Below are 23,774 nucleotides of genomic sequence, written 5' to 3' on the forward strand. Positions count from 1 at the left end.
AGAACTGATGATGACGGAAGAACTGCTCACCCGACTTGAGCGTCGTATCGACGTTCTCGAGGCGGAGGCCGACATTCGCCGCATTCAGGCACGCTACATGTTTCTCTGTGACACCCCGTGCCCGGTGTACCCTCCGGTCACTGACGAGGAACGCATCGAGCTGATCCTCGACCTCTATACGGAGGACGCCGTGTGGGAAGGCGTAGGCGAATACTACGACGGCCAGTTCGGCCGGGCGGAGGGTAAAGACGCCATCCGCGCCCACTTCGCCCGCTTCTGGCCCGAGGACCAGAACCCCCGGCTGATCCTCAACGCCCACTACCTGACCTCCGAGCAGATCCACGTGGACGCAGACCAGGCCCACGGCTACTGGATCCACATGCAGCCCTGGTTGTACTCGGACGGGACCTCATTACTGCGTTCCAGCCGACTCAACAACACTTTCCGCCGCGAAGACGGCGAGTGGAAGATCACCCGCACCCGCACCGAGAACGTGTTCATCGCCCCGTTACCGGACAACTTCGCAGAAAGCTATCCCACCGGTTCGGTCCTGCTGAAATAGGCCGACCACCCCGCCTGAATCCCCCACCCCAGGAGAAGACAATGATGACCGAGTCAGAGCTCACCCCCACCGCCAAGGGTTCCGGTAACGCCGCGACCGACAAGTTTAAGCACGAGACGGTCAAGTCGGACACCTCCAAGGAGCGCGCCAACGCGATCTACACCGATCTGCTGGCCGCCATCGCCGAGGTCGCCCACAAGCACCAGGTCACCTACGACGAGTACCGCGTGGTGAAGAACTGGATGATCCAGGTCGGCGAGTACGGCGAGTGGCCGCTGTGGCTGGACGTCTTCGTCGAGCACGAGATCGAGAAGATCAACTACGACCGCCACAACTACACCGGCACCAAGGGCTCCATCGAAGGCCCGTACTACGTCGAGAACGCCCCGGAGCTGCCGTGGAACGGCGAGATGCCGATGCGCGAGCAGGACAAGGCCGCCACCCCGCTGATCTTCAAGGGCCAGGTCACCGACGTCGACGGCAATGGTATCGGTGGTTCCACCATCGAGCTGTGGCACGCCGATGAGGACGGTTTCTACTCCCAGTTCGCCCCGGGCATCCCGGAGTGGAACCTGCGTGGCACCATCGTCACCAACGAGAACGGTGAGTACGAGATCAAGACCCTGCAGCCGGCTCCGTACCAGATCCCGTCTGACGGGCCGACCGGCTGGTTCATCGACTCCTACGGTGGCCACCCGTGGCGTCCGGCCCACCTGCACCTGAAGGTGAAGAACCCGGGCTACCGCGAGATCACCACCCAGCTCTACTTCAAGGGTGGTGACTGGACCGAGAACGACGTCGCGACCGCCGTCAAGCCGGAGCTGCTGCTCGACCCGCAGACCGACGCCGAGGGCAACAACGTTGTCACCTACGGTTTCGCCCTGGACAAGGAAGACTAGCTCCTGGGAACACGGAAGGGGCGGGGCACCTGGTGCATCAGGTGCCCCGCCCCTTCCGCCTCCCTCCCCTACCCCAGGAAAGGTGTGAGGGCGGCGGAGTGCTTGGCCAGACGCTCGAGACGCGACTCGGTCATGGAGGCGATCTGGTCGATCACCACTCGCTGACGCCCGGCATCATCCGCCGCCTCGTTCCACCACTGGCGGTACATCGGGTCGAGGGAGCCCGGCGCGCCGGCGGTGAGGTAGTCGAAGACCCTGAAGATGCGTTCGCGCTGGCGGTCCTGGCGGGCGATGTGCACCGGCGCGTCCATGACGTAGAGCACGGCGATGGTCTTGAGCAGGGTCACCTCGGCATGCGCGTGGGGCGGGACGATCAGTCGGCCGTGCTGCCGGCCCAGCTTCTCCTGCCCGGCCGTCGCGCTCACCGTGGCGCCGACGTAGCGGCCGACCAGCTCGGAGGTCATGCGCTTGAGATTGGAATAACCGCGCAACGAGTGGTCGAAGTCGGCGGCGTGGTGAACGACGTTGAGTTCGCGGAGGGAGGCGGCGGCGTCGAGAAGCTCTTCGGGGGTGCCGCCGAAGGCGCGGGCACCCTTTTCGGCCAGCGCGGCGAGTTCGACGAGGTCCCAGAGGACGCGGAGGGTGATGCGGCCGGAGACGATGCCGTCCTCGACGTCATGGACCGAGTAGGCGATGTCGTCGGACCAGTCCATGGCCTGGGCCTCCATGGAGGGGCACTGATCGGTGTGGCCCTCGCGGAGCCAGGCGAGGATGTGTGCGTCCTCGTCGTAGCAGCCGTACTTGGCGTTGACGGTGCCGTCCGGGTTGGTGCGGGTGCGCGGGTACTTGCAGGCGGCGTCGAGCGCGGCGCGGGTGAGGTTGAGGCCGAAGCTCTCCCCCGCCGGCGAGACGGTCTTGGGCTCCAGGCGGGCGAGGATGCGCAGGGTCTGGGCGTTGCCCTCGAAGCCCCCGCAATCGGCGGCGACCTCGTTGAGCGCGACCTCACCGTTATGGCCGTAGGGCGGATGCCCGATGTCATGGGTGAGGCCGGCCATCTCGCAGAGGTCGGGATCCAGGCCGAGACCGGAGCCGATGCCGCGGGCGATCTGCGCGACCTCGAGGGAGTGCGTCAGGCGGGTGCGGGGGGTGTCGCCGTCGCGGGGGCCCACGACCTGGGTCTTGTCCGCCAGCCTGCGCAGCGCTGCCGAATGCAGGACGCGCGCACGGTCACGGCCGAAGTCACCCCGGTGATCGGGGGTCGAGTCCTCAAACTCGCTGCCCTTCGGGCCCTCATGGTGCCGGCGTTCGATGTCGGCGGCGGTGTATGCGTACATGTGTCCTCAGTCCAGCTTGTCGGCAGCCAGCTTCTCGTGGCGGGCCCGGCGCGAGGGGCGCAGACCGGCCTGCAGCCCGCGCAACAACTCCTCCAGCCTATCCGCGTTATCGCGTCCGAAGGCGCGGGACACATCGACGACCATCAGCCCGCCCGTCTCATGGGACAGGGTGAGCCACCATGTCTTCCCCGGGAACCGCGTGGGGGAGGTCCGGGTCGGGCTGGCGAGAGCGTCAATTCCGGCCTGATGTGCCAGGAGCTCGGCGCGCAGGGCATGGTTCGGATCGGTGACGATGAGGGTCGCGCCGGGGTGGTGGTGTTCCACGAGCGCAGCGTAGGAGCCGCGGGTGTCATTGCCCTCGGGCACCTCGGTCACCGCGCTGGCGGGGACGCCGCGTTCGACCAGGTAGGCCTTGCCCACCTGCGCCTCAGTGAACCGGTCGCCGGGCATCCGTCCGCCGAGGGTGAAAATATGACCGGCGCGGCCGGCTTCCCAGAGCAGGAGCGCATGGTCCAGGCGCGCGGCGAACTGTTTCGATGCGCGGCCGTCATACTGTGCCGTGCCCAGCACCGCCAGGCTGGCGCGCGGGGCGGGGAGGGGGCGGCGCATACGAGCATGGGCGAGGATGCGGGCCGGGCCGGACAGGAGCGCAGGGAGGAGGTACAACTTCACCGTTTCGACGGTAGTCTTGGCGGCATGAAACCAATGCTCCCCCGCCCGAAGACCCTGGCCGCAGCCGCTGCGATCGCCGCCGCAGTCCTCGTCGGAGGCGCACCGCTCGCGCTCGGACTGGACAGCGCCACCCAGGCACAGACCGCCGTCGCCGGCACCATCGCCCCGGAACGCTTCGCTGCGCCGGTGACCGATCACTCAGGTGTGCTCGACGCCGCGCAGAGCGCCGATCTGACCGAGAAGATCCAGCAGTACAAGATCGACGGGCAGAAATCGATCTTCGTGGTGTTCCTGCCCAGCTTCGGCGGCATGACCCCGGAAGCCTGGACCGAGGAGGCCGTGACCCTCAACGGCGGCGGCAACACCGCGGTTATCGCCGTGGCCACCGAGGACCGGCAGTTCGGCATCAACGGCGGCAGCGACTGGCAACAGTCCGAGCTCGACGACATGTATGACGCCGCCTTCCCCCAACTGGTGGAGAGCAACTGGTACGGCGCGGCCGACGCCGCCGTGGGCGCCGCAGCCAGCTCCGGGGAGATGTCCGGCGAGTCCGTCGCGTGGCTCGGCGGCGGTGCCGCGACCGCGGTCGCCGCAGGTGGCGGCATCTGGGCTTATTCGCGCCGCAAGCGGAAGGAGACCTCGGCGGCCGTGCTGGAGGATTCCCGCAACATCGATCCCCGGGACACCGGTCGCCTGGCCAAGCTGCCCCTGGAGACCCTGGAGCAGCTCGCCCACGAGGAACTCGTCGCCGTCGACGAATCCATCCGCCGCGGCCGCGAGGAGCTGGACCTGGCGATCGCCGAGTTCGGCCCCGACCGCACCCGCTCCTTCACCCGCGCGATGAACCACTCCACCACCACGCTGCAGAAGGCCTTCGCCACCCAGCAGCGCCTCAACGACGCCATCCCCGAATCCGAGGCCGAAAAACGCGCCATGCTCGTGGCCATCATCTCCTCCTGCGGCCAGGCCGACGACGCCCTGCAGTCCGAGGCCGCCGAATTCGCCGCCATGCGCGACCTGCTGGCCACCGCCGACGCCAAGATCGACGAACTGACCCGACGCACCGTCGACGTGCGCACCCGCCTGCCCCAGGCCACCGCGACGCTGTCGGCGCTGCAGGAGCGCTACTCCCCCGAGGTGCTGGCGTCGATCGCCGACAACGTCTCCCTGGCCGAAGCTGCGTTGGACGAGGCCGAGAATGCCCTGGGATCCGCACGCTCCCTGGAGTCCCTGCCCGCGGGCGAGCAGGGCGGACTCGTCGAGGCCATCCGCCACTCCGAGCACGCCATCGAACGCGCCGACCACATGCTGTCCAGCATTGAGCGTGCAGACGAGAACATCGCCTCCGCAAGGTCCGGCATCGACAACCTCATCGCCGAGGTCGAGGGCGAGATCCGGGAAGCCGGCGACCTCAAACGCCGCGGGGTTTCGGAAGGAGCACGGGCAGACTGGGCAGCACTGGATGACGTCGTCGGTCGCGCCATCACCACCCTCGAGCAGTCCCGCGACCTGAAATCCTCCGACCCGCTCGGCGCCTACACCCTGCTCTCCGACATCGACGCCGAAGTCGACCAGCACCTCGACGCCGTCCGCGAAACCACCGCCGACCAGTCCCGGCAGCTCCAGCTCCTGGACCACCAGCTCCAGTCCGCGAACTCCACCATCCAGGCCGCCGAGGACCTCATCGCCTCCCGCGGACGGGTGGTCCAGGCCCAGGCACGCACCTACCTCGCCGACGCCAAGCGCCTGCAGGCCCAGGCCATCCAGCTGCGCACCTCCGACACCCGGACCGCCATCGAGGCGGCACGCCAGGCAGCCGACGCCGCCAAGCTCGCCTCCCGCCAGGCCCAGTCCGATGTCGACGACTACCAGCGCCGCCAGCACCAGGGCCGCGGCGGTGGCTCCAACATGGGTGGGTTCGTCGCCGGCATGCTCATCAACGAAATCCTCTCCGGCGGCGGCCGCGGTGGTGGCTTCGGCGGTGGGTTCGGCGGAGGCGGCTTTGGGGGTGGCGGCGGCTTCGGCGGAGGCGGCGGGTTCCGCGGCGGGTCTTTCTAGCCTGCACAAACCAACGAGGGGTGCCAGACGATTCAATCGTCCGGCACCCCTGGCGTTTCAGTTCAACTCGTCCCGCTAAGAAGCTACTGAACTGAAACGAAGATCCTGTCCCCGAACATGGACGGACTCAGTGCGTACACGCCCTCGTTGGCGGTAGCCGCATCGACCTCAAACGCGATGTTGCCGGTAGTGGATGCTCCCGGATAAAGCGGACTCAAGGAATCGAAACTTTCGGGCTCTACGATCATCGAGTCCGAGCTGCTGACCGTGTTTCCTCCGCCGGTGACGTATTGGAGTGTGACCCAGGGAGTCTCCCCTTGCTGGTCATCGCCGTTATAGGTGGCCGTGATGTTGGCCATCAGGTACACGTTTCCCTCGGCTGGAGGATCATTGAACATATTGGCTGCGAGAACAGCCTCCGTAGCATCGAGCGTGGTGCCGTTCACGGTGACGGTCCAGTCTCCCTGGGTAATGGCAGTGCCAATCGGGTAGGGGTTAGGCCTGGTTCCTACGCCGTCCTGGCCAGCAACGAAGGCCTGGGCTTCGCCTTCGACAGGTTGCTCCGCTGAGATCTCTCCCCCGGAGAAGGATTCATCAATGGCTGAGCCGACGGCAAACATGAACACCAGGACGGCGACGATCGTTCCCACGATGGAGATGATCAGGGCCGCGACACCAAAGCCCTTCCTGCCCTTCATGAAGAGCGAGACGATGGCGAGAATGAAGGAGATAGGAAGCAGAATCCATCCCACGATCAACGCCCCGGGGATGCAGGCGAAAATGAACCCGATTGCGGCCGTGATGAGCGCGACCGTGGCGAGCGTGTTCTTCTGCTTTTCTACTGGCGGCTGAGAATGCGGAGCCAACGAGACGGGGTCCGCTTCACCCGATTGAATGACTGAATTACTTGACATAATCCAAACTTATCGGAGGGGTGTGCGAGAGTTACTTTCCTCCGAATCTAAAATATTCTTACTCCCCCTTTTCGGGGCTTAAAGCCGGTGATACGTCTGCGGCCGCCGCCCCGAGGAGTCGACGAGGACGCAGCCCCGGCGAACGAGGCGGCGTCGATAAGCGGAACACCGGCCCACCTCAGCGAACCCCCTGCCAGATAGTTTCGGCGGCGATAGCATGGCCTCATGCAGGCCCAACCGGAGCGAAGCCCTCAACGTCAACGCCAAGCCGTGGTGCTCATCCACGGGATGGGCGATCAACGGCCGATGGATACGCTACGTGCGTTCATGGCGGGAATCGGCGTTCCACAGTTCTACAGCAAGCCCCACCGGTACTCCGACAACTTTGAGCTGCGGCGCTTCTCCAGCTACGGGTCCCATCCGCGGCCGGAGACGGACTTCTTCGAGTTCTACTGGGCCCACCACTTCCCTGCCGGGCGTCTCTTCGCCACGCTGCGCTGGCTGTTCGTGGACATCCTTTTCCGGCGCCCGTTCTGGGGCCATCAACCACCGCTGCGCAGGCCGATCGGGATCTTCCAGGCCGCCGTGACGGTCCTGGCGCTCATCCTCCTCGTCGCCGTGACGGACTCGCTGGGGCTCGACGTCGGGCTCGCCGAGAATAGCGCTGCGTTGCTGGGCCGGATACTCACCGTTGTCGCCGTTCTGGCCGTGCTGGTCCTGCTCCTCGCCGGCGGATTCCTCACGAGGTCGCTTGCCGACGCCCGGTTCTACCTCTCCCGCTCCCCCGGCAGCCTCAAGGCCCGCAATGAGATCAGGGCCGAGGGCCTGGCACTTCTCCATGCCCTGCACGATGCCGGGACCTACCAACGGATCATCATTGTCGGCCACAGCCTCGGCTCGGTGATCGGCCTCGATCTGCTGCGCCTGGCGTGGGATGAGCTGCGCCATCCTGACCCTGCCCTGGCGGACGCGCCCGCGGATGATTACCCCACCACGCTGGCCGAAAACTTCGAGGAACTGGTCGACTCGCTCCCCCGGAATCCGGATCCCGAGGAGATGGCGCAGTGGCAGCACGCCCAGCACGAACTGTGGAACGAGTCCCGGCGTCGGGGGATGCGCTGGCTGGTGACGGACTTCATCACGCTCGGTTCGCCCCTGGCGCACGCGGATTTCCTGCTCTCCCGCTCCAACGCCGGGTTCCAGGAACGCAAGGCTCAACGCGAGTATCCGGAATGCCCGCCGATTGATGATCGCGGCGGGACCTTCTACAGCCGCCGGTACACCGTGGAGGACGGGTGGTACACCCTGGGGAATGGTTCACCACGCAACGCCCTCGTGGCCCATCATGGTGCCCCGTTCGCGGTTACCCGCTGGTCGAACGCGTATTTTCCCCGGTGGTTGTTCTTCGGCGACCTGGTGGGTGGCCCGTTGGCGCGGCAGTTCGGGCGCGGGGTGCGTGACGTCGCCGTACGTGCGGAATCGCTGCGGAGGCGGTCCCGGCGGGACGTCTTCCCGTGGGTGCACTCGCACTACTGGCGGCTGGACCCCCAGGCCTCTGCCATCCGCGAACTGGAGGAGGAGGCTCTCCGCCGAGAGAAGCAGACCGGTGACCTGCCGGGGTCTGAGCGGCTCCGGCAGGACATCCTGGACCGGAAGGAGTCACTGCAGCAGCGACGCAGGGAGCTGGACAAGTCCAGCGGCACACAGGTCGCGTACCTGGCGCTGGTGGACTTCCTCCGGCTGAACAACCAGAAGGCCGCCAAGAATTACCCCGCACCCCCGGGCCCGCCGCTGCGTCGCTGAACCCACATGCCGCGGCCAACGGCGCAGAGTGTCCCCAGCCACAAACGAAGATCCTTGCACCTGACTTTTCTGGTTAGACCGTGCGCATATGCGTCCGGGTTAAGCAGAAAGGTCAGGTCGAAGCCACCCCGACCGTGCCAGACTAGCCTGGCCCGAACCTAAATCCGGGGCCTGCGCACCGGGGAGTCGACGAGGACGCAGCCCCAGGACAAGAAGACGGCGTCGATAAGCGGGAGATCCTCCCAGGCGGGGCCGGGGTGCACCTCGACCCGCCCGCTGATCAGCGGGCGGACGTGGGCCACGATATCGCCCTCGGAATCCACGATGTGGCGTTCCTTGCGCCAGACCGACGTGCGGCGCAGGGTGTATTTCCGGCCGTCACAGTCGGCGTCGAGGCAACCGACGGTGAAGCCGTTCTGGAAGAGGGTGAACACGCGGCCGTCACCGGTGGTGGCGCGGGCCCGGAACTGGAAGGGCCCGGGCTCCGACTCGATGAGCATCCGTTCGGAGTCAAAGAAGATGACGTCGGAACGGACCCTGGCGACGGTGTCGCGCTCGGTGTCGTAGAGCTCGTTGCCCACCCACACCCAGTAGTCGGTGCCCGCGTGCTCCATGGTCTAGAAGATGAACGCCAGGACAGCGACGACGGACATGGCGGCCAGCGTGCCGATGAGCACGAGCGAGGACCTGCCGAGGCGGGACTCCAGCACCAGGCGGGCCAGCCAGCTCAGGCCCGCGACGGCCTCGATGGGCAGGTCGGTCTCGCCCTCGAACTCGAGGATCGCCTTACGCACACCGTTGCCGCCGCCGGAGAACTGGGCGATCTTCTCGCCGGTCTCGTCCTCGATGACCCAGTTGGTGGATGACTCGTTGAGCAGGGTGAAGAAGCCCTCCCCGAGGGAGACCCGGAAGGTCTTGTCGCGGCCGAAATTACCCGGGGCGTCAAGAACCCGACCGTCCGGGAGGGTCGCCTTCGCGCCCTTCTCCTTGTCGAAGCTCAGGCCCCAGACCTTGCCGTCGACGGCGGCGGTGTCCGTGGTGAAGCGGGCGATCACGGTCGGCCCGGCCTCGGCGAGCAGGGCCGGAGCGTCCGTGTCGGTGCGGTCCCAGCTGGTGTAATGCACGACTAGCAGCCGATCAGGCGCTGGGCCAGGTAACCCTGCAGCTCGTCGAGCGGCACGCGCTCCTGCTCCATGCTGTCGCGCTCACGGACGGTGACGGCGTTGTCCTCCAGGGTGTCGAAGTCCACGGTCACGCAGAACGGGGTGCCGATCTCGTCCTGACGACGGTAACGGCGGCCGATGGCGCCGGAGGTATCGTACTCGATGTTCCAGAGCTTGCGCAGGTCAGCCGCGATCTTCTCGGCCGGGCCGGACAGCTCGGGCTTCTTGGACAGCGGCAGGACGGCGACCTTCACCGGGGCGAGACGACGGTCGAGCCTGAGCACGACGCGCTTGTCCACGCCACCCTTGGAGTTGGGCGCCTCGTCCTCGGTGTAGGCGTCGACGAGGAAGGCCATGAAGGCGCGACCCAGGCCGGCGGCCGGCTCGATGACAAACGGGATCCAGCGCTCGTTGCTCTCCTGGTCGAAGTAGGACAGGTCCTCGCCGGAGCCCTCGGAGTGCACCCGCAGGTCATAGTCGGTGCGGTTGGCGATGCCCTCCAGCTCGCCCCACTTGGTGCCGGCGAAGTTGTAGGCGTACTCCACGTCGACGGTGCGCTTGGAGTAGTGGGACAGCTTCTCCTGCGGGTGCTCGAAGAGGCGCAGGTTGTCGGGGCTGATGCCCAGATCGATGTACCACTGGAGGCGGTCATCGATCCACTTCTGGTGCCATTCCTCGTCCTCGCCCGGCTTGACGAAGAACTCCATCTCCATCTGCTCGAACTCGCGGGTACGGAAGATGAAGTTGCCCGGGGTGATCTCGTTGCGGAAGGACTTGCCGATGTTGGCGATGCCGAACGGCGGCTTCATGCGCGCGGACGTCATGACGTTCTTGAAGTTGATGAAGATGCCCTGCGCGGTCTCCGGACGGAGGTAGTGCAGACCCTCCTCATCATCGACGGGGCCCAGGAAGGTCTTCAGCAGGCCGGAGAAGGGCTTCGGCTCGGTCCAGTTACCCGGCTGGCCGGTCTCCGGATCGTTGATGTCGGCCAGGCCGTTCTCCGGCGGGTGGCCGTGCTTCTCCTCGTAGGCCTCCAGCAGGTGGTCCGCACGGTAACGCCGGTGGGTGTGCAGCGACTCCACCAGCGGGTCGGTGAAGACCTCGACGTGGCCGGAGGTCACCCACACCTGGCGCGGCTGGATGATGGAGGTGTCCACGCCGACGACGTCCGGGCGGGAGGTGACCATGTGACGCCACCACTGGCGCTTGATGTTCTCCTTGAGCTCGACACCGAGCGGACCGTAGTCCCATGCAGAGCGGGAACCGCCGTAGATGTCGCCGGCCTGGTACACGAGGCCGCGACGCTTGCACAGGTTGACTACGGTATCGATGACGGACGCCATGTGGCTTCAGACTCCTCTGGTAGGGGATAAGTCGACGATGATTCACAACGAGTCTAGCCGCCGCGACTTTCCGGGGGAGGCGGGGGGTTGAGCTGCCCGTTTTGCGCTTCCTGAATTTCCTCAGGCAAAGTCTTATTTTTGTATGATGACTTAAATGTCTAAGCTGTATATACCCCCCGGTTTCGTCGCGAACTCAGCACGTGGAGACGCTAACGGAGCCTGCGAGGCACACACCCCGCACAATCAATGGTCTAGATCACTCTGAGCCACAGAATCTGATCCCGTTGTCGAGTAGATCTGAGTTTGAATGAACACCTTTTCGGAGACCGATCTGGCGGCTGCCGAGTCCATCATCGGGGCGCTCGATTCCCGCCTGCGCGTCCAGATCATCGCGCGCCTGTCCGTCCGGGATCACTTCGTCCACGAGCTCGTCACCGGCCTGAAGAAATCCCAGCCCCTGATCAGCCAACACCTCCGCGTGCTCAAACGCGCAGGCATCGTCGATTCCGAACGTCGTGGCCGCGAGGTCATCTACAGCCTCGTGCTCCCCCAGGCCGCCGAGCTCATCCACACCGCCGTCCAGCTCGGCCACCACGCCCGCGCCCAGCAGGAGTCCCGGATCCCCGCCGACATCATTCCGATCGGCCACCTCGATGAGCGCCGCGGAACCGGCACCGAGGAGGACGCCGTGGGTCGGCTGGCCCACGCCCCGGCCGCGGCCGCGGCCCCCGAGGCCACCGCCGACACCATCCCGGACCCCGCGCCCACTCCGCCCGTGCCCGCGTCCTTCCACGTATAAGCACGTATAAGCACTGCCCCCGGCGGCGTTTGCGTGGATAATGGGACCCGTACCCAGGTCCCGATCCTCAGGAAGAGACTGGCCATGTCCCCCTTGTCCTCCGCTGCGCCGAAGCTCGGCGCACGCAACACCCGTCAGCGCACCGCGGTGATCAACGTCCTCTCCGAGATCGACAACTTCGCCTCCGCCAAGGAAATCCACCGGGAACTGGAGGACCGGGACATGCAGGTCGGACTGACCACGGTCTACCGCACCCTCCAGTCCCTCGCCGAGCTCAAGGCCGTCGACGTCCTGCACATGGCCTCCGGCGAAACCCTCTACCGCCAGTGTGTGTCCCCGCACCATCACCACCACCTGGTCTGCACGCAGTGCGGCCGCACCGAGGAGATCGACGGCGGTCCCGTCGAGGCGTGGGCGCAGGCCGTGGCCAAAGAGAACAACTTCCGGATCACGGGCCATGACGCCGAGATCTACGGCGTCTGCGCCACGTGCCCGGTGGCCTAACCCACCACTGTGCCGAAGGCCATGCCCAGCAGATAGGTGATCGCTGCGGCACCCAGACCGATCGTCAGCTGACGGATCGCCCTGGTCCATGGCGGCTTGCCCGAGAGCACACCCACCACCCCACCGGTGAACATCAACGCCACCGAGACCAGCACCATCGCGATGACCGCCCCCACCATCGGTGAAGCGCCGAAGAGGAACGGGATGATCGGGATGAAGGCGCCGCCGGCGAAGAAGAGGAAACTCGATCCTGCGGCGGCCCACGGTGAACCGACGACCTCGCCCGGGCTCTCCCACGTGTCCAACCCGCCGGGGCTGTCCTCCCGGTCCAGGCCGATCGCCTGCTCCAGCGCCATCCGGGAGAACTCCGACCTCGCCTTGTCCGCGGCCTCCTTCTCCCCCATGCCCCGGGCACGGTAGACCAGCACCAGCTCGTTGGCGTCGACGTCGAGCGAGGGCAGCAGGGTGTGAGCCTTCGGGTGCGGGGTGGAGGCCTCCAGTAGTTCACGCTGGGAGCTGACGGAGACGTACTCCCCCGCCGCCATCGACAACGCGCCCGCCAGCAGGCCCGAGACGCCGGTGAGCAGGATCAGGTTCGAGGACACACCCGAACCCATGATGCCCACGACCAGCGCCAGGTTGGACACCAGGCCGTCGTTCGCGCCGAACACCGCGGCCCGGAAACTACCCGACATCCGCTCCCGGCCCCGCGCTGCGAGCCCACGGACGACCTCAGCGTGGATGCGCTCGTCGGCGGCGATCTGCGAGGACGCGTCCTCGTCCTTGACGTAGGGGTTGCGGGCCTCCGCCGTCTGCATGAGGGCCAGAGTGAACACGGAGCCGAAACGCCTCGCCATGAACCCCATCAGGCGGGTGTTCAGGTCTGGCTGGCGGGGAAAGCCGACGTACTCCCCCAGCTTCTCGCGCCAGAACTCCTCATGACGGGCCTCGGAATCGGCCAGCGCCAACAGGATCTCGCGTTCCTCCCCGTTCTTCTTGCGGGCGAGCTGGCGGTAGAGGGCGGCCTCTGCACGCTCGTTGGCCAGGTAGCGACGCCACCGGCTGATCTGCGCTCGGCTCGGCACTTCGTTGATGACCTTCTCCTCTGGAACTTAAGGCTTGGCGCCACCGAAACGGCGGTCACGAGAAGCGTACTCCAGCACCGCATCATAGAGATCCTGCGGAGTGAAGTCCGGGAACAGCTTGTCCTGGTAGACCATCTCCGCGTACGCGGAGTGCCACGGCAGGAAATTCGAGGTCCGCTTCTCCCCCGAGGGCCGCAGGAACAGATCGACGTCCGGCATGTCCGGCTCGTCGAGGAACTGCGGGAACGTCTCCTCGGTGATCTGCTCCGGGCGCAGCTGACCGGCCGCGGCGAGGCGGGCGATGTCCCGCGCGGCGTCGACAAGCTCGGCGCGGCCGCCGTAATTCACGCACATGGCCAGGGTCATGCGGGTGTTGTCCCGGGTCAGCTCCTCCGCCGACTCCAGCTCCCTGATCACGCTGCGCCACAGGCGGGGACGGCGGCCGACCCAGCGGACCCGCACGCCCTTCTCGTTGAGCTCATTACGCTGACGACGCAGCACGTCCCGGTTGAAGCCCATGAGGAAACGGACCTCATCGGTGGAACGACGCCAGTTCTCCGTGGAGAAGGCATAGGCCGAGAGGTACGGCACACCCAGTGCCAGACAGGCGTCGACGACGTCCATGAGGACGGCCTCGCCACGCTTGTGCCCCTCCGTGCGTTTGAGCCCCCGCTGCTGCGCCCACCGGCCGTTGCCGTCCATCACCAGGGCGATGTGTTCGGGAATGAACTGGGCCGGAATATCCGGCGGGGTGAATGCTGCGGGATTGTTCTTCACGCAGACCATTGTGCCACCGGCCTCTCAGGTCTGGTCCATCACGCCCAGACTGGTGATCTTCTGCTCCAGGTGCCACTGCAGGTGCGCCCTGGTCAGCTGGTGCGCCACCGCACTGAGGTGGTGGCCTTCCGCGGATTCCACGAGTTCGAGGGCTGCGGGCCAGTGCGCATTATCCAGCAACCACATCAGGTGCAGCGACTCCTCCGGCACCTCCGCCGAACCTGGCGGCCGGCACTTGACGCACGCCGCCCCGCCCACCGCCGGATGGAACGCATGGTGCGGGCCGGCGCCCCCACACTGCGCACAGTCGAAGAGACCGGGCCCCCAGCCGGCCTGCGCCATCGCCTGCAGCAGGAAGGCATCCAGAACCACTGTGGGATGCTTGGTGGTCTGCATCCGGGCGAGGGTCTCCGTCAGATGGTCGAAGAGCCAGGGATCTTCGCCGTCGCCGGCCAGCCGCTCGGCGGACTCCAACGCCGCACACGAGGCCGTGTAGCGCTCGTAGTCGTCGATGATGCCGGATCCGTAATAGGCGACGGTGTCCGCGCCCGTGATCGACTCCAGGTTCCGCCCCGGATACAACTGCACATCGATGTCCACGAAATGCTGCAGCCTGCTGCCGAAACGGGACTTCCCCCGCCGCACCCCCTTTGCGACGCCCCGTTTTATCCCGTGATTCCGGGTCAACAGGACGACGATGCGGTCCGCCTCGCCGAAATCATAGGTCCGCACCACCAGAGCCCGGTCGCGGTACGACTCCCTGCGCATGACCGGCTAGAAGCCCAGGCGGCCCAGGGACTTCGGATCCGACTGCCAGTTCTTCAGCACCTTGATGCGCAGATCCAGGTACACGTTATGGCCCAGCAGCTTGATGATCTCCTGGCGGGAATTGTGGATGATCCGGCCCAGACGACGACCGTCCTTACCCACGATGATCGACTTCTGCCCCTCCCGCTCCACGTAAATGATCGCGTGGATATCCAGGCGGTCCGGCTGCTCCTCGTTCGGCAGCATCTCATCGACCTCGACGGCCACCGAGTGCGGCAGCTCGTCCTTCAGACCCTCGAGCGCGGCCTCACGGATCAGCTCCGAGATACGGGTGTTGGTGTCATCGTCGGTGACATGATCGTCCGGATAGAACTTCGGACCCTCGGGCAGGAGCGACGTCATGACGTCGAGAAGCACATCCACCTGCGTGCCGTCCGCCGCAGACACCGGAACCACCTCGGCCTCGCCGCCCAGCAACTCATGCAGCGCCATCAGCTGCGCGCCGACCTGGTCCTTCGACACCTTGTCCAGCTTGGTCACGATGCCCAGGATCGGCGTATTCGGCACCACCTTGCGCACGTTCTCCAGGATCCAACGGTCACCGGGGCCGATCTTCTCGTCCGCCGGCACGGTGAAGCCGATGAGGTCGACGTCCGCGTACGTCTCCTTGACGATCTCATTGAGACGCTCACCCAGCAACGTCCGCGGCTTATGCAGCCCCGGCGTATCCACCACGATGATCTGGGCGTCCGGGCGATGCACGATGCCACGGATCGGGTGGCGGGTCGTCTCCGGCTGGTTCGCGGTGATCGCGATCTTCTCGCCCACCAGAGCGTTGGTGAGCGTCGACTTACCCGTGTTCGGGCGGCCGACAAAACTGACGAAGCCGGAGCGGAAGCCGTCCGGGGTGTCCGTGAAACTGCTGATGTGTGACTCCTAGGTCGGTGTTTTAGCTCCATGGTAGTCCTGCGTGGGGCCTGTGCCCAAAGGTTTCCGTTTCCGGCCGCCGCCACAACCGGAGGTCCCGGAAAATGTCACATAATACGAGTGCGCGTATTTTTATATGCCCAGGTCATGCGCTCCCACCCCGAAACGCGGTGTTCGTCTTTCCGGGCATCCGCACAATCTGACATGACACGTCAGCAAGAGTCACGCCGCCAGCGGAGCAGCCGCCCTACCGGACCTGCTCGACCGTGAACTGCATCCGCGGGTTGGCGTATGCCTCCTGGGACTCGACCAGGAGCAGCTCGCGGGAGTCCGCCTCGTAGGTGGTGGTGAGCAGGTCGAACACCGAGGAGGCCGTGCGGGCCAGGGCGTCGGCAGCGTCACCGGTGGAGACGTAGTGGCCGGTGAACAGGGCAGCGGTGACGTCACCGGAGCCGTTGCGCTTGAAGGGCAGGTACGGGGTCTTCACCAGCCAGGCGCCGGAGTCGTTGACGGCGAGCATCTCGATGGTGCCCTCCTCACGCTCGGGACGCTCCAGCGAGGTGACCAGGACCGTGGAGGGGCCCATGTCGCGGGCGGCGTCCACGGCACCGAGGGTGGAGGCCAGGTCGGAGGCCTCGTGGCCGGTGAGGAAGCTGAGCTCGAACTGGTTGGGGGTGATGATGTCGGCGACCGGGACGACCCGGTCGCGCAGCAGCGGCGGGATGGTGTCGGAGACGAAGCAGCCGGACTTGGCGTTCCCCATGACCGGGTCGCAGGAGTAGAGGGCCGCGGGGTTGGCGGCCTTGACACGGGCCACGGCGTCGATGATCACGTCGGCGATGTCGGAGCCGCCCTGGTAGCCGGAGAGGACGGCGTCGACACGCGAGAGGACGCCGCGCTCCTCGATGCCCTTGATCACTTCGGCGACGTCGGAGGCCGGGATCATCGGGCCGCGCCAGGCGCCGTAGCCGGTGTGGTTGGAGTAGTTGACGGTGTACACCGGCCACACCTCATGGCCCAGGCGCTGGAGCGGGAAGACGGCGGCGGAGTTGCCGACATGGCCGTAAGCCACTGAGGACTGGATCGAGAGGATGTTCACGCTGGATATTGTGCTCCTCCTGCCCCCCTTATGGCAATCAGTCGTCCTCGGGGGGCTGACCAGCGTCCGGAAGCACGTCGACCAGCACGGAGCGCACGCGGACCCGGCCGCGGCGGTCGCGGCCGCCCTCGGCGGTCAGGCGCAGCCCGCAGGTGTCCACGGTGGAACCCGGCAGGGGCACCCGGCCGATCTCGTAGCCGATGAGTCCGGCGACGGATTCGACCTGCTCGCGGACCTCCTCGGAGAACTCGACGTCGATGTCCAGGTCGTCGTGGATCTCCTCCGTGAGGTCCTCCAGGGAGAGGCGGGAGACGGCGCGGTAGGTGCGGTCGTCAAGACGCTCGATGGGGGCGATCTCGGCGAGGTCGTACTCGTCGGCGATCTCACCGACGATCTCCTCGAGGATGTCCTCCAGGGTGATCAGGCCGGCGATGCCGCCGTACTCGTCGACGAGCATGGACATGTGGACCTGGTCGCGCTGCATCTCGTGGAGCAGTTCATCGAGGTTCTTGGATTCGGGCACGAAGGTCGCCGGGCGCATGACGTCGGCGACGCAGACGGAGGCGCCGCCGTCGGTGAGGTGATAGGTGTGGCGGACGAGGTCCTTGATGTAGACGATGCCGACGATGTCGTCGATGTTCTCGCCCACGACCGGCACCCGGGAATGACCGGAGCGCACGCACAGGGTGGTCGCCTGGCCGGCGTGCTTGTCCGACTCGATCCAGATCATCTCGGTACGCGGCACCATGACCTGGCGGGCGGTGGTGGAGGCGAGGTCGAAGACCGACTGGATCATGCGCCGCTCCTCCACCTCCACGATGCCGTGCTCCTGGGCGATGTCCACCATCTCCCGCAGCTCGACCTCGGTGGCGTAGGGGCCGTGGCGGAAACCCGCACCCGGGGCGATGAGGTTGCCCAGCCAGATGAGCAGACGCGCCACCGGGCCGAGCACGAACGCCACGGTCTGCAGCACCATGCCGGAGCGCAGGGAGATGGAGTACGGGTTCTTCCGGCCCATGGTGCGGGCGAACACGCCGATGATGGCGTAGCTGATCACCGTCACCGCCACGATCGCCAGGGTGATGGCCCACAGATCGGAGGCGATGTACTCCCGGGCCAGGGCGGCGGCGAAGACGGCGGCGGTGGCGTCGAGAAGCGTCTTCAGCAGGATGAGCAGGTTGATGTGGTCGGCGCGACGGTCGAGGACGTCGAGAAGCGAGCGCGCGCCGCTGACGTCGTCCTTGACCATGGCGTCCACGCGCGCCCGCGAGATGGAGCTGACCGCCGACTCGACGGTGCCTAGCAGGCCGGACAGAGCGAGCGCCAGGACGGTGACCGTGCCCAGCCAGACGACATCAATGTCCATTACTTGTCCCCGGCGGGTTCCCCGATGGCCGGCAGACCGCCACCCGGCACGATCTCATCGAGGGCCTGACGGTCGGCGGCCGACGGGAAGGCCTGCGCGCCGGTGGGCTTGGGCTGGTACTTGACGCCGCGTTTCTTCACGTCGTCGTACCAGTCCGCGAGCAGCTCGTTCTGCAGGGCGAACATCTCGCGTTCCTCGGCGGGCGTGGCGTGGTCATAGCCCAGCAGGTGCAGGCACCCGTGGACGGTGAGCAGCGCCAGCTCATGATCCAGGCCGTGACCTGCGGCGACGGCCTGCCTGGCGGCGAACTCCGGGCTGAGCACGATGTCGCCCAGCAGCGCCGGGCCGGGCTGCTTGGAATCGGGCCGACCGCCCAGTGCTGTCCCGGACCCCGGGGTGAGCTCATCCATGGGGAAGGTCATCACGTCGGTGGCGCCCTCGAGGTCGAGCCAGCGCACGTGCAGGTCGGTGATGGTGGCCAGGTCCACGATGTGGATGGACGCCTCGGCGTCAGGATGGATGTCCATCTCGCCGAGGGCGAAGGAGGCGACGTCGATGAGCATCTCCTCGTTCACACCCTCGTAGCCGGATTCGTTGAAGACCTCGATGCTCATTGCTGGATGTTCTCCTCGTAGGAGTCGTAGGCGTCGACGATGCGGCCGACGAGCGAATGACGGACAACGTCCTTGCTGGACAGCTCCGCGAAGTGGATGCCCTCCACGTCGCGCAGGATGTGGCGGACCAGGCGGAGGCCGGACTTCTGGCCCGTGGGCAGGTCGACCTGGGTGATGTCGCCGGTGACCACCATCTTCGAGCCGAAGCCCAGGCGGGTGAGGAACATCTTCATCTGCGCCGGGGTGGTGTTCTGGGCCTCGTCGAGGATGACGAAGGCGTCATTGAGCGTGCGGCCGCGCATGTAGGCCAGGGGCGCGACCTCGATGACGCCGGCCTCCATGAGCTTGGGGATCATCTCCGGATCCAGCATGTCCCGCAGCGCGTCATAGAGCGGACGCAGGTACGGGTCGATCTTGTCGCTCAGGGTGCCGGGCAGGAAGCCGAGCTTCTCACCTGCCTCCACCGCCGGGCGGGTGAGGATGATGCGGCTGACCTGCTTCGCCTGCAGGGCCTGCACCGCCTTGGCCACCGCCAGGTAGGTCTTGCCGGAGCCGGCGGGGCCGATGCCGAAGATGACGGTGTGGTCGTCGATCGCGTCGACGTACTCCTTCTGCCCCAGCGTCTTCGGGCGGATCGTCCGGCCGCGGCGGGAGACGATGTCGCTGGCGAGGACGTCCGTGACGGACTGCGGGGTCTCCACCGTGACTATCGAGACAGCCTGCTTCACCGAATCCGGCGAAATGACGTGCCCCCGCCGCGCGATCGACTCCAGTTCCTCGATCACCTTCACGGCGCGCGCGACCTCATGGTCGGGGCCGGTGACCCGGATGACGTGTCCACGGGCGTGGAAGTCCGCGTCGATCAGATTGTCCAGCACCCGCATGTTCTCGTCATTGATGCCCAGCACCGACTGGGCGTACACCGAATCGATCTCGATTTTCCTCGTGATGACCTCTGATGCCACGGACTCCGGCGCCTGCTTTCTTGTCGCGATGTTTGATGGAACTCTACCAGCGCCCAGTGAGCACACCGATGGCCGACAGCGCCACCATCGCGGCACTCGCCGTCCGCAGCACCTCCGGCCCCAGCCGCACGGCCCGGGCCCCGGCGTCCGTCAGACGCGCCAGCTCCTCCGGGCCGATGCCGCCCTCGGGCCCGACGATCAGCACGATCTCGTCCGCATCCAGGTCGATCTCACGCAGCGGGACAGCCGAATCCTCGTGCAGGACCAGCGCCGTCTTCCCCGCGATCAGCTCCGCGAGCTGCGCCGTTGTCACCGGCTCATGGATCTGCGGGATGCGGGTCCGCCGGGACTGCTTCGCCGCCGCCAACGCCGCGGCCTCCCACTTCGCCACACCCTTCGCGGCCTTCGGGCCCGCCCACCGGGCCACGCACCGCTCCGCCTGCCAGGGCACGATCGCATCGGCCCCGGCCTGCGTGGCCAGATCCACCGCGAGCTCCGAGCGCTCCGCCTTCGGCAGCGCCTGCGCCACCGTCACCGCCGGCCGCGGCTGCTTATCGACGCCCCGTTCCACCACCTCGCCCGTCAGCTCATCCTTCCCGCGCGTGGCGGTGACGAGGACGACCGCATGGGCGCCGAGGCCGTCGATGAGCATGATGTGCTCGCCGGCCTGGATACGCTTCACGGCCACCGCATGACGACCCTCCGGGCCGTCAAGAACGACGTGCCCGTCGAAGGGACCCGGATGGACGAAGACGGGGAGGCTCATCGGTTGCGGAACTTACCCTTCAGGCGGGAGAAGAACCCGGAGTCCTCGCCGTCCCGGTCGACGCTGGAGACCTCGGCGCGGTGCTCGCGGATCTGCTCGAAGAGCTCACGGGTCTTGTCGTCCAGTTCCGTCGGGACGGTGACGGTGACGTGCGCGATGAGGTCACCCCGGCCCTCGGTGCGCAGGCGCGGCATGCCCTGCCCACCCAGGCGGATCTGCTGGTTCGGCTGGGTACCGGCCGGGATGTCGATGGTCAGGGTCTCCCCCGCCAGATCCTCCACACCCGCCTGGGCGCCCAGCGCTGCGTCGACGGCCGGGACCGAGACGTTCAGGTGCAGGTTGTCGCCGTCACGCTGGAACACCTTGTGCGGCAGCATGGAGATCTCCACGTACAGATCACCCGCCGGGCCACCACCGTGGCCCACCTCGCCCTGGCCCGCCATGCGGATGCGCATGCCGTTGTTGATGCCGGCCGGCACGTTGACCACCAGGTCACGACGCTTCTTCACCCGGCCACCACCCGAACAACGGGTGCAGGGATCCTTGATGATCTCACCGAAACCATCACACGTCGGGCAGGGACGCGAGGTCATGATGTTGCCCAGGAAGGAACGCTGCACCTCCTGCACCTCACCGGAACCATGGCACTCACCACAGGTCACCGGCTTCGCCTTCGACTCCGAACCCGTGCCCTCACAGTGGTCACACAGCACAGCAGTGTCCACCGTGATGTCCTTCTTCACACCCGAGAAGGCGTCCTCCAGGGAGATCGCGATGCGCAGCAGGGCGTCATTGCCCGGCTGGACACGCGAACGCGGACCACGCGAACCACCGGCGCCACCGCCGAAGAACGCCTCGAAGATGTCCCCGAAACCTCCCCCGCCGTAGCCGCCCGGCATGCCGCCGTTGCCCTGCTCCATCGGGTCCCCGCCCATGTCGACGATGCGGCGCTTCTCCGGATCGGTGAGCACCTCGTGCGCCACCGACGCCTCCCGGAACTTCTCCGCAGCCTCCTCGGAAGGGTTCACATCCGGGTGATACTTCCTGGCCAGCTTGCGGTACGCCTTCTTGATCTCGGTATCCGTCGCAGACTTGTCGACGCCCAGAATTCCGTAATAGTCACGTGCCACGATGAGTGAGACTTCCTTTGTCAGCTATACAAGATCGAATAAATGTTACTCGCCAGCCAGAACTCGGCTGACATACCGTGCAACGGCCGAGACCTTCGAGATTGTTCCCGGATAGTCCATGAACGTCGGCCCCACCACGCCCAGCCCGCCGAGCGTATGCCCGTCCGAACCGTAACCCGTGGCCACGACCGAGGCATCATGCAGATCCTCGTCCTCGTTCTCTCCACCGATGAGCACACTCACGTTACCCAGGTCCGGCACGTTCGCCAGCAACTTCAGGACAGTGACCTGCTCCTCCAGCGCCTCAATCACGCTCGGCAGGCCAGCCGGGAAATCCCGCGCGATACGCGTCAGATTCGACGTCCCCGCCAGAATCAACCGGTCGGTCGGCTGCTCCACCAGCGTCTCGATCAGCCGCGTCGCACTCCTGATCACCGCACTGCGGATCTGCGCCGGCGGATTCTGCGCCAACTCCGCCAGACTCGTCGACCCCTCCGTCAGGGTCCTGCCCGCCAACGCACCGTTGAGCAGATCACGCAGGAGATGGACCCCGTCGGCGTCGATAAGCTCATCGAGCTCCACGTTGCGCTGATCCACACGACCCGAATCCGTGATCAGCACCAGCAGCAGACGCGTCGGACCGAGCGCCACCACCTCCACATGCTTCACACGCGACAACTTCAGATTCGGCAACTGCACCACCGCCGCCTGGCGCGTCAACTGGGCGAGCAACTGGACCGAACGACGCAACACGTCCTCCAGATCCACACCATCCTCCAGGAAACTGATGATCGCCCGACGCTCCGGCGCCGACAACGGCTTCAACTCATGGATGTGATCCACGAACCGGCGGTAACCCTTCTCCGTGGGAATCCGGCCCGAGCTCGCGTGCTGCTGCACGATGTAGCCCTCCGACTCGAGCACCGCCATGTCATTGCGGATCGTCGCGCTCGACACATTCAGCCGATGCCGCTCCAACAGAGCCTTCGAACCCACCGGCTCATGGGAGGCGATGTAATCCGCCACGATCGCGCGCAGAACCTCCTGCCTACGGACATCCGTCAAACCAGCCATCTGGCACTCACCTCCCTCGGTTGCTAGTTCTGACAGTGTAACCCCGTCCAACCCCGCCGCCATACCCCCGGGCCCTACGGCTCCTCGAACATCCGGTGCCAGCCCCAGACCGGGCCGGAGGGTCGCGCACGACCGTTGATCACACCCTCAATCTCCGCCACCACCTCCGCCAGATGCATGTCAATGCACGAATCCGAGTACGAAAGGTGGGTGTATCCCCTGATCAGAGCGTCGTTCGCCTTCCAGCAGTCCTTGACCATCACCCCACGATCCCTGTGGAACTCATACCCGTTGACCTCCACGATCACCTTCGACTTCTCATGCACCCCGTCCCGCCGGTAATGCCCGATCTTCTTGTTCTGCTCCATCACGATCCCCTGCTCCCGCAACACCCGGAACAGGACGCGTTCCGTCTCCGAGTCCCCACCCACCGCCGCCTTCCCCACCAGCGCGCGCATCCCGGCCGGCACACGTGCGTAGGCCGCCAGATCCTCCTTCAACCGGGCACTCCCGTCCTTGCCCCCGTACTGCCCCTCCAGGAACTTCACCGCCTCGAACTGCTTGGTGGCCGGCATGTCCATCGCCGTGCGCAACGGGTCGGCGATCCGGATCCCGTTCCGGAGTTCCGTGGTGGCCGACTTCCCCCGGATCAACCGGAGATACCCGCTCCCCCGCAGATATCCGTCCCGTGCCACCAACGCGGCCGCCGGCAGGTAGACGGAGCGGTTCCCGCGGAGCTCCCAGGCCGTCCGTCCCGTGAACACGATGTGCGGCCGCGCCTGCTGCAGTGCCCTGAGCAGGAGCTCGCCCTGCGGCCGACTCGTCGTGTACACACCCCGGTCCACGCGGTGCAGCTTCCCGTCCCTGATCAGCGCCTGGATCTTCTTCGCGTGCACGCCCCGGGCGCGCAGGTCTGCCGTGGTGAGAATTTCCCCCATGTGAACCCCTTCCCACCACAGTTGGACTGCTGAAAAGGTCGGGAGGTTCCCGGTGGGAGGCATTTCGCTCCCCCCTGAGGTCCTGCCCAGGCCCGGTGCGGGGCCTTGAGGGGGCGTGAACCGGAGACCCGCCGGCCGCGTCCACGTCGCTCCCCCCTGAGGTCCTGCGCAGGCCCGGGGTGGGCCCTTGAGGGGGTGTGAACCGGAGACCCGG

At 66.4% G+C, this 23,774-nt stretch carries 24 protein-coding genes; 6 read left to right on the top strand and 18 right to left on the bottom strand.

Annotation, left to right across the window (positions count from 1 at the left end; all coding sequences use genetic code 11):
* Positions 1–10: 10 nt before the first annotated feature.
* Both CETAM_RS09605 and catA read left to right on the top strand, forming a co-directional pair.
* A complete protein-coding gene (locus CETAM_RS09605) occupies positions 11–562 on the top strand; it encodes a nuclear transport factor 2 family protein (RefSeq protein ID WP_156229469.1) in 552 nt (183 codons plus the stop codon).
* Between the two features lie 44 nt (positions 563–606).
* Positions 607–1,461 carry a catechol 1,2-dioxygenase gene (gene catA, locus CETAM_RS09610; protein WP_156229470.1) on the top strand — a complete coding sequence of 285 codons (855 nt, stop codon included), beginning with the start codon at positions 607–609 and terminating at the stop codon, positions 1,459–1,461.
* Positions 1,462–1,529: 68 nt separating this feature from the next.
* Here the strand turns inward: catA and CETAM_RS09615 are convergent, their stop codons facing one another.
* Together CETAM_RS09615 and CETAM_RS09620 are read right to left on the bottom strand one after the other, a co-directional pair.
* Entirely contained in the window at positions 1,530–2,795 is a 1,266-nt protein-coding gene (locus tag CETAM_RS09615; RefSeq protein WP_156228653.1) for a deoxyguanosinetriphosphate triphosphohydrolase, read from the bottom strand.
* Positions 2,796–2,801: 6 nt separating this feature from the next.
* Positions 2,802–3,467 (bottom strand): YdcF family protein, encoded by a 666-nt coding sequence (locus tag CETAM_RS09620; protein WP_156228654.1) that lies wholly within the window; start codon positions 3,465–3,467, stop codon positions 2,802–2,804.
* Positions 3,468–3,491: 24 nt separating this feature from the next.
* Between CETAM_RS09620 and CETAM_RS13950 the strand changes: the two genes are divergently transcribed.
* Entirely contained in the window at positions 3,492–5,525 is a 2,034-nt protein-coding gene (locus tag CETAM_RS13950) for a TPM domain-containing protein (protein ID WP_197085717.1), read from the top strand.
* A gap of 83 nt (positions 5,526–5,608) precedes the next feature.
* Here the strand turns inward: CETAM_RS13950 and CETAM_RS09630 are convergent, their stop codons facing one another.
* Positions 5,609–6,439: a DUF4352 domain-containing protein gene (locus CETAM_RS09630; protein ID WP_156228655.1), complete on the bottom strand. Its 831-nt coding sequence runs from the start codon at positions 6,437–6,439 to the stop codon at positions 5,609–5,611.
* A gap of 225 nt (positions 6,440–6,664) precedes the next feature.
* Between CETAM_RS09630 and CETAM_RS09635 the strand changes: the two genes are divergently transcribed.
* Complete coding sequence (locus CETAM_RS09635) at positions 6,665–8,242, top strand: hypothetical protein (RefSeq protein WP_156228656.1); 1,578 nt, start codon at positions 6,665–6,667, stop codon at positions 8,240–8,242.
* Between the two features lie 158 nt (positions 8,243–8,400).
* Here CETAM_RS09635 and CETAM_RS09640 read toward each other — a convergent pair whose 3' ends face one another.
* Genes CETAM_RS09640 through CETAM_RS09650 form a run of 3 tightly spaced genes read right to left on the bottom strand, consistent with a single transcriptional unit; the run spans position 8,401 to position 10,748 of the window.
* Positions 8,401–8,856 (bottom strand): hypothetical protein, encoded by a 456-nt coding sequence (locus CETAM_RS09640; protein ID WP_156228657.1) that lies wholly within the window; start codon positions 8,854–8,856, stop codon positions 8,401–8,403.
* A 3-nt stretch (positions 8,857–8,859) separates the two neighbouring features.
* On the bottom strand, positions 8,860–9,366 hold the full coding sequence (locus CETAM_RS09645; protein ID WP_231587442.1) for a hypothetical protein: 507 nt from the start codon (positions 9,364–9,366) through the stop codon (positions 8,860–8,862).
* Between the two features lie 2 nt (positions 9,367–9,368).
* Positions 9,369–10,748 (bottom strand): glycine--tRNA ligase, encoded by a 1,380-nt coding sequence (locus CETAM_RS09650; RefSeq protein WP_156228659.1) that lies wholly within the window; start codon positions 10,746–10,748, stop codon positions 9,369–9,371.
* Between the two features lie 307 nt (positions 10,749–11,055).
* On the opposite strand from CETAM_RS09650, the gene CETAM_RS13725 reads away from it, so the two are divergent.
* Together CETAM_RS13725 and CETAM_RS09660 are read left to right on the top strand one after the other, a co-directional pair.
* The gene (locus CETAM_RS13725) at positions 11,056–11,547 is read left to right on the top strand and encodes an ArsR/SmtB family transcription factor (protein WP_197085718.1); all 492 of its coding nucleotides are present in this window, start codon (positions 11,056–11,058) and stop codon (positions 11,545–11,547) included.
* 84 nt (positions 11,548–11,631) lie between these two features.
* On the top strand, positions 11,632–12,051 hold the full coding sequence (locus tag CETAM_RS09660; RefSeq protein WP_156228660.1) for a Fur family transcriptional regulator: 420 nt from the start codon (positions 11,632–11,634) through the stop codon (positions 12,049–12,051).
* On the opposite strand, the gene CETAM_RS09665 is transcribed toward CETAM_RS09660, so the two are convergent.
* The 12 genes from CETAM_RS09665 to CETAM_RS09720 all read right to left on the bottom strand — a co-directional run bounded on the left by CETAM_RS09665 (position 12,048) and on the right by CETAM_RS09720 (position 23,560).
* Positions 12,048–13,145 (bottom strand): VIT1/CCC1 transporter family protein, encoded by a 1,098-nt coding sequence (locus tag CETAM_RS09665; RefSeq protein WP_156228661.1) that lies wholly within the window; start codon positions 13,143–13,145, stop codon positions 12,048–12,050. The two genes, CETAM_RS09660 and CETAM_RS09665, sit on opposite strands and share 4 nt — an antisense overlap.
* Before the next feature lie 18 nt (positions 13,146–13,163).
* A complete protein-coding gene (locus tag CETAM_RS09670; protein WP_269076376.1) occupies positions 13,164–13,913 on the bottom strand; it encodes an isoprenyl transferase in 750 nt (249 codons plus the stop codon).
* Positions 13,914–13,937: 24 nt separating this feature from the next.
* Positions 13,938–14,681, bottom strand: coding sequence for a DNA repair protein RecO (gene recO, locus CETAM_RS09675; RefSeq protein ID WP_156228663.1), 744 nt, complete (start codon positions 14,679–14,681; stop codon positions 13,938–13,940).
* Positions 14,682–14,687: 6 nt separating this feature from the next.
* On the bottom strand, positions 14,688–15,608 hold the full coding sequence (gene era, locus CETAM_RS09680) for a GTPase Era (RefSeq protein ID WP_156228664.1): 921 nt from the start codon (positions 15,606–15,608) through the stop codon (positions 14,688–14,690).
* A 247-nt stretch (positions 15,609–15,855) separates the two neighbouring features.
* The gene (gene pdxY / locus CETAM_RS09685; RefSeq protein ID WP_156228665.1) at positions 15,856–16,707 is read right to left on the bottom strand and encodes a pyridoxal kinase PdxY; all 852 of its coding nucleotides are present in this window, start codon (positions 16,705–16,707) and stop codon (positions 15,856–15,858) included.
* 37 nt (positions 16,708–16,744) lie between these two features.
* Entirely contained in the window at positions 16,745–18,073 is a 1,329-nt protein-coding gene (locus CETAM_RS09690; protein ID WP_156228666.1) for a hemolysin family protein, read from the bottom strand.
* The gene (ybeY, locus tag CETAM_RS09695) at positions 18,073–18,687 is read right to left on the bottom strand and encodes an rRNA maturation RNase YbeY (protein WP_156228667.1); all 615 of its coding nucleotides are present in this window, start codon (positions 18,685–18,687) and stop codon (positions 18,073–18,075) included. Before ybeY ends, CETAM_RS09690 begins: the two co-directional genes overlap by 1 nt.
* On the bottom strand, positions 18,684–19,652 hold the full coding sequence (locus CETAM_RS09700) for a PhoH family protein (protein ID WP_231587444.1): 969 nt from the start codon (positions 19,650–19,652) through the stop codon (positions 18,684–18,686). Before CETAM_RS09700 ends, ybeY begins: the two co-directional genes overlap by 4 nt.
* Positions 19,653–19,695: 43 nt before the next feature.
* Entirely contained in the window at positions 19,696–20,418 is a 723-nt protein-coding gene (locus CETAM_RS09705; RefSeq protein ID WP_156228668.1) for a 16S rRNA (uracil(1498)-N(3))-methyltransferase, read from the bottom strand.
* A complete protein-coding gene (dnaJ, locus tag CETAM_RS09710; protein ID WP_156228669.1) occupies positions 20,415–21,548 on the bottom strand; it encodes a molecular chaperone DnaJ in 1,134 nt (377 codons plus the stop codon). The genes CETAM_RS09705 and dnaJ overlap by 4 nt, the downstream gene beginning before the upstream one ends.
* A 45-nt stretch (positions 21,549–21,593) precedes the next feature.
* On the bottom strand, positions 21,594–22,622 hold the full coding sequence (gene hrcA / locus CETAM_RS09715; protein ID WP_156228670.1) for a heat-inducible transcriptional repressor HrcA: 1,029 nt from the start codon (positions 22,620–22,622) through the stop codon (positions 21,594–21,596).
* Between the two features lie 74 nt (positions 22,623–22,696).
* On the bottom strand, positions 22,697–23,560 hold the full coding sequence (locus tag CETAM_RS09720) for a type IV toxin-antitoxin system AbiEi family antitoxin domain-containing protein (protein WP_197085719.1): 864 nt from the start codon (positions 23,558–23,560) through the stop codon (positions 22,697–22,699).
* Positions 23,561–23,774: the final 214 nt, after the last annotated feature.

This window comes from Corynebacterium comes (genome assembly GCF_009734405.1).
GTDB lineage: Bacteria > Actinomycetota > Actinomycetes > Mycobacteriales > Mycobacteriaceae > Corynebacterium > Corynebacterium comes.

Coding starts and splice junctions, on each gene's coding strand:
- CETAM_RS09605 (WP_156229469.1), top strand. CDS start 11: ATGACGGAAGAACTGCTCACCCGACTTGAGCGTCGTATCGACGTTCTC.
- catA (WP_156229470.1), top strand. CDS start 607: ATGACCGAGTCAGAGCTCACCCCCACCGCCAAGGGTTCCGGTAACGCC.
- CETAM_RS09615 (WP_156228653.1), bottom strand. CDS start 2,795: ATGTACGCATACACCGCCGCCGACATCGAACGCCGGCACCATGAGGGC.
- CETAM_RS13950 (WP_197085717.1), top strand. CDS start 3,492: ATGAAACCAATGCTCCCCCGCCCGAAGACCCTGGCCGCAGCCGCTGCG.
- CETAM_RS09630 (WP_156228655.1), bottom strand. CDS start 6,439: ATGTCAAGTAATTCAGTCATTCAATCGGGTGAAGCGGACCCCGTCTCG.
- CETAM_RS09635 (WP_156228656.1), top strand. CDS start 6,665: ATGCAGGCCCAACCGGAGCGAAGCCCTCAACGTCAACGCCAAGCCGTG.
- CETAM_RS09640 (WP_156228657.1), bottom strand. CDS start 8,856: ATGGAGCACGCGGGCACCGACTACTGGGTGTGGGTGGGCAACGAGCTC.
- CETAM_RS09650 (WP_156228659.1), bottom strand. CDS start 10,748: ATGGCGTCCGTCATCGATACCGTAGTCAACCTGTGCAAGCGTCGCGGC.
- CETAM_RS13725 (WP_197085718.1), top strand. CDS start 11,056: ATGAACACCTTTTCGGAGACCGATCTGGCGGCTGCCGAGTCCATCATC.
- CETAM_RS09660 (WP_156228660.1), top strand. CDS start 11,632: ATGTCCCCCTTGTCCTCCGCTGCGCCGAAGCTCGGCGCACGCAACACC.
- recO (WP_156228663.1), bottom strand. CDS start 14,681: ATGCGCAGGGAGTCGTACCGCGACCGGGCTCTGGTGGTGCGGACCTAT.
- CETAM_RS09690 (WP_156228666.1), bottom strand. CDS start 18,073: ATGGACATTGATGTCGTCTGGCTGGGCACGGTCACCGTCCTGGCGCTC.
- ybeY (WP_156228667.1), bottom strand. CDS start 18,687: ATGAGCATCGAGGTCTTCAACGAATCCGGCTACGAGGGTGTGAACGAG.
- CETAM_RS09705 (WP_156228668.1), bottom strand. CDS start 20,418: ATGAGCCTCCCCGTCTTCGTCCATCCGGGTCCCTTCGACGGGCACGTC.
- hrcA (WP_156228670.1), bottom strand. CDS start 22,622: ATGGCTGGTTTGACGGATGTCCGTAGGCAGGAGGTTCTGCGCGCGATC.
- CETAM_RS09720 (WP_197085719.1), bottom strand. CDS start 23,560: ATGGGGGAAATTCTCACCACGGCAGACCTGCGCGCCCGGGGCGTGCAC.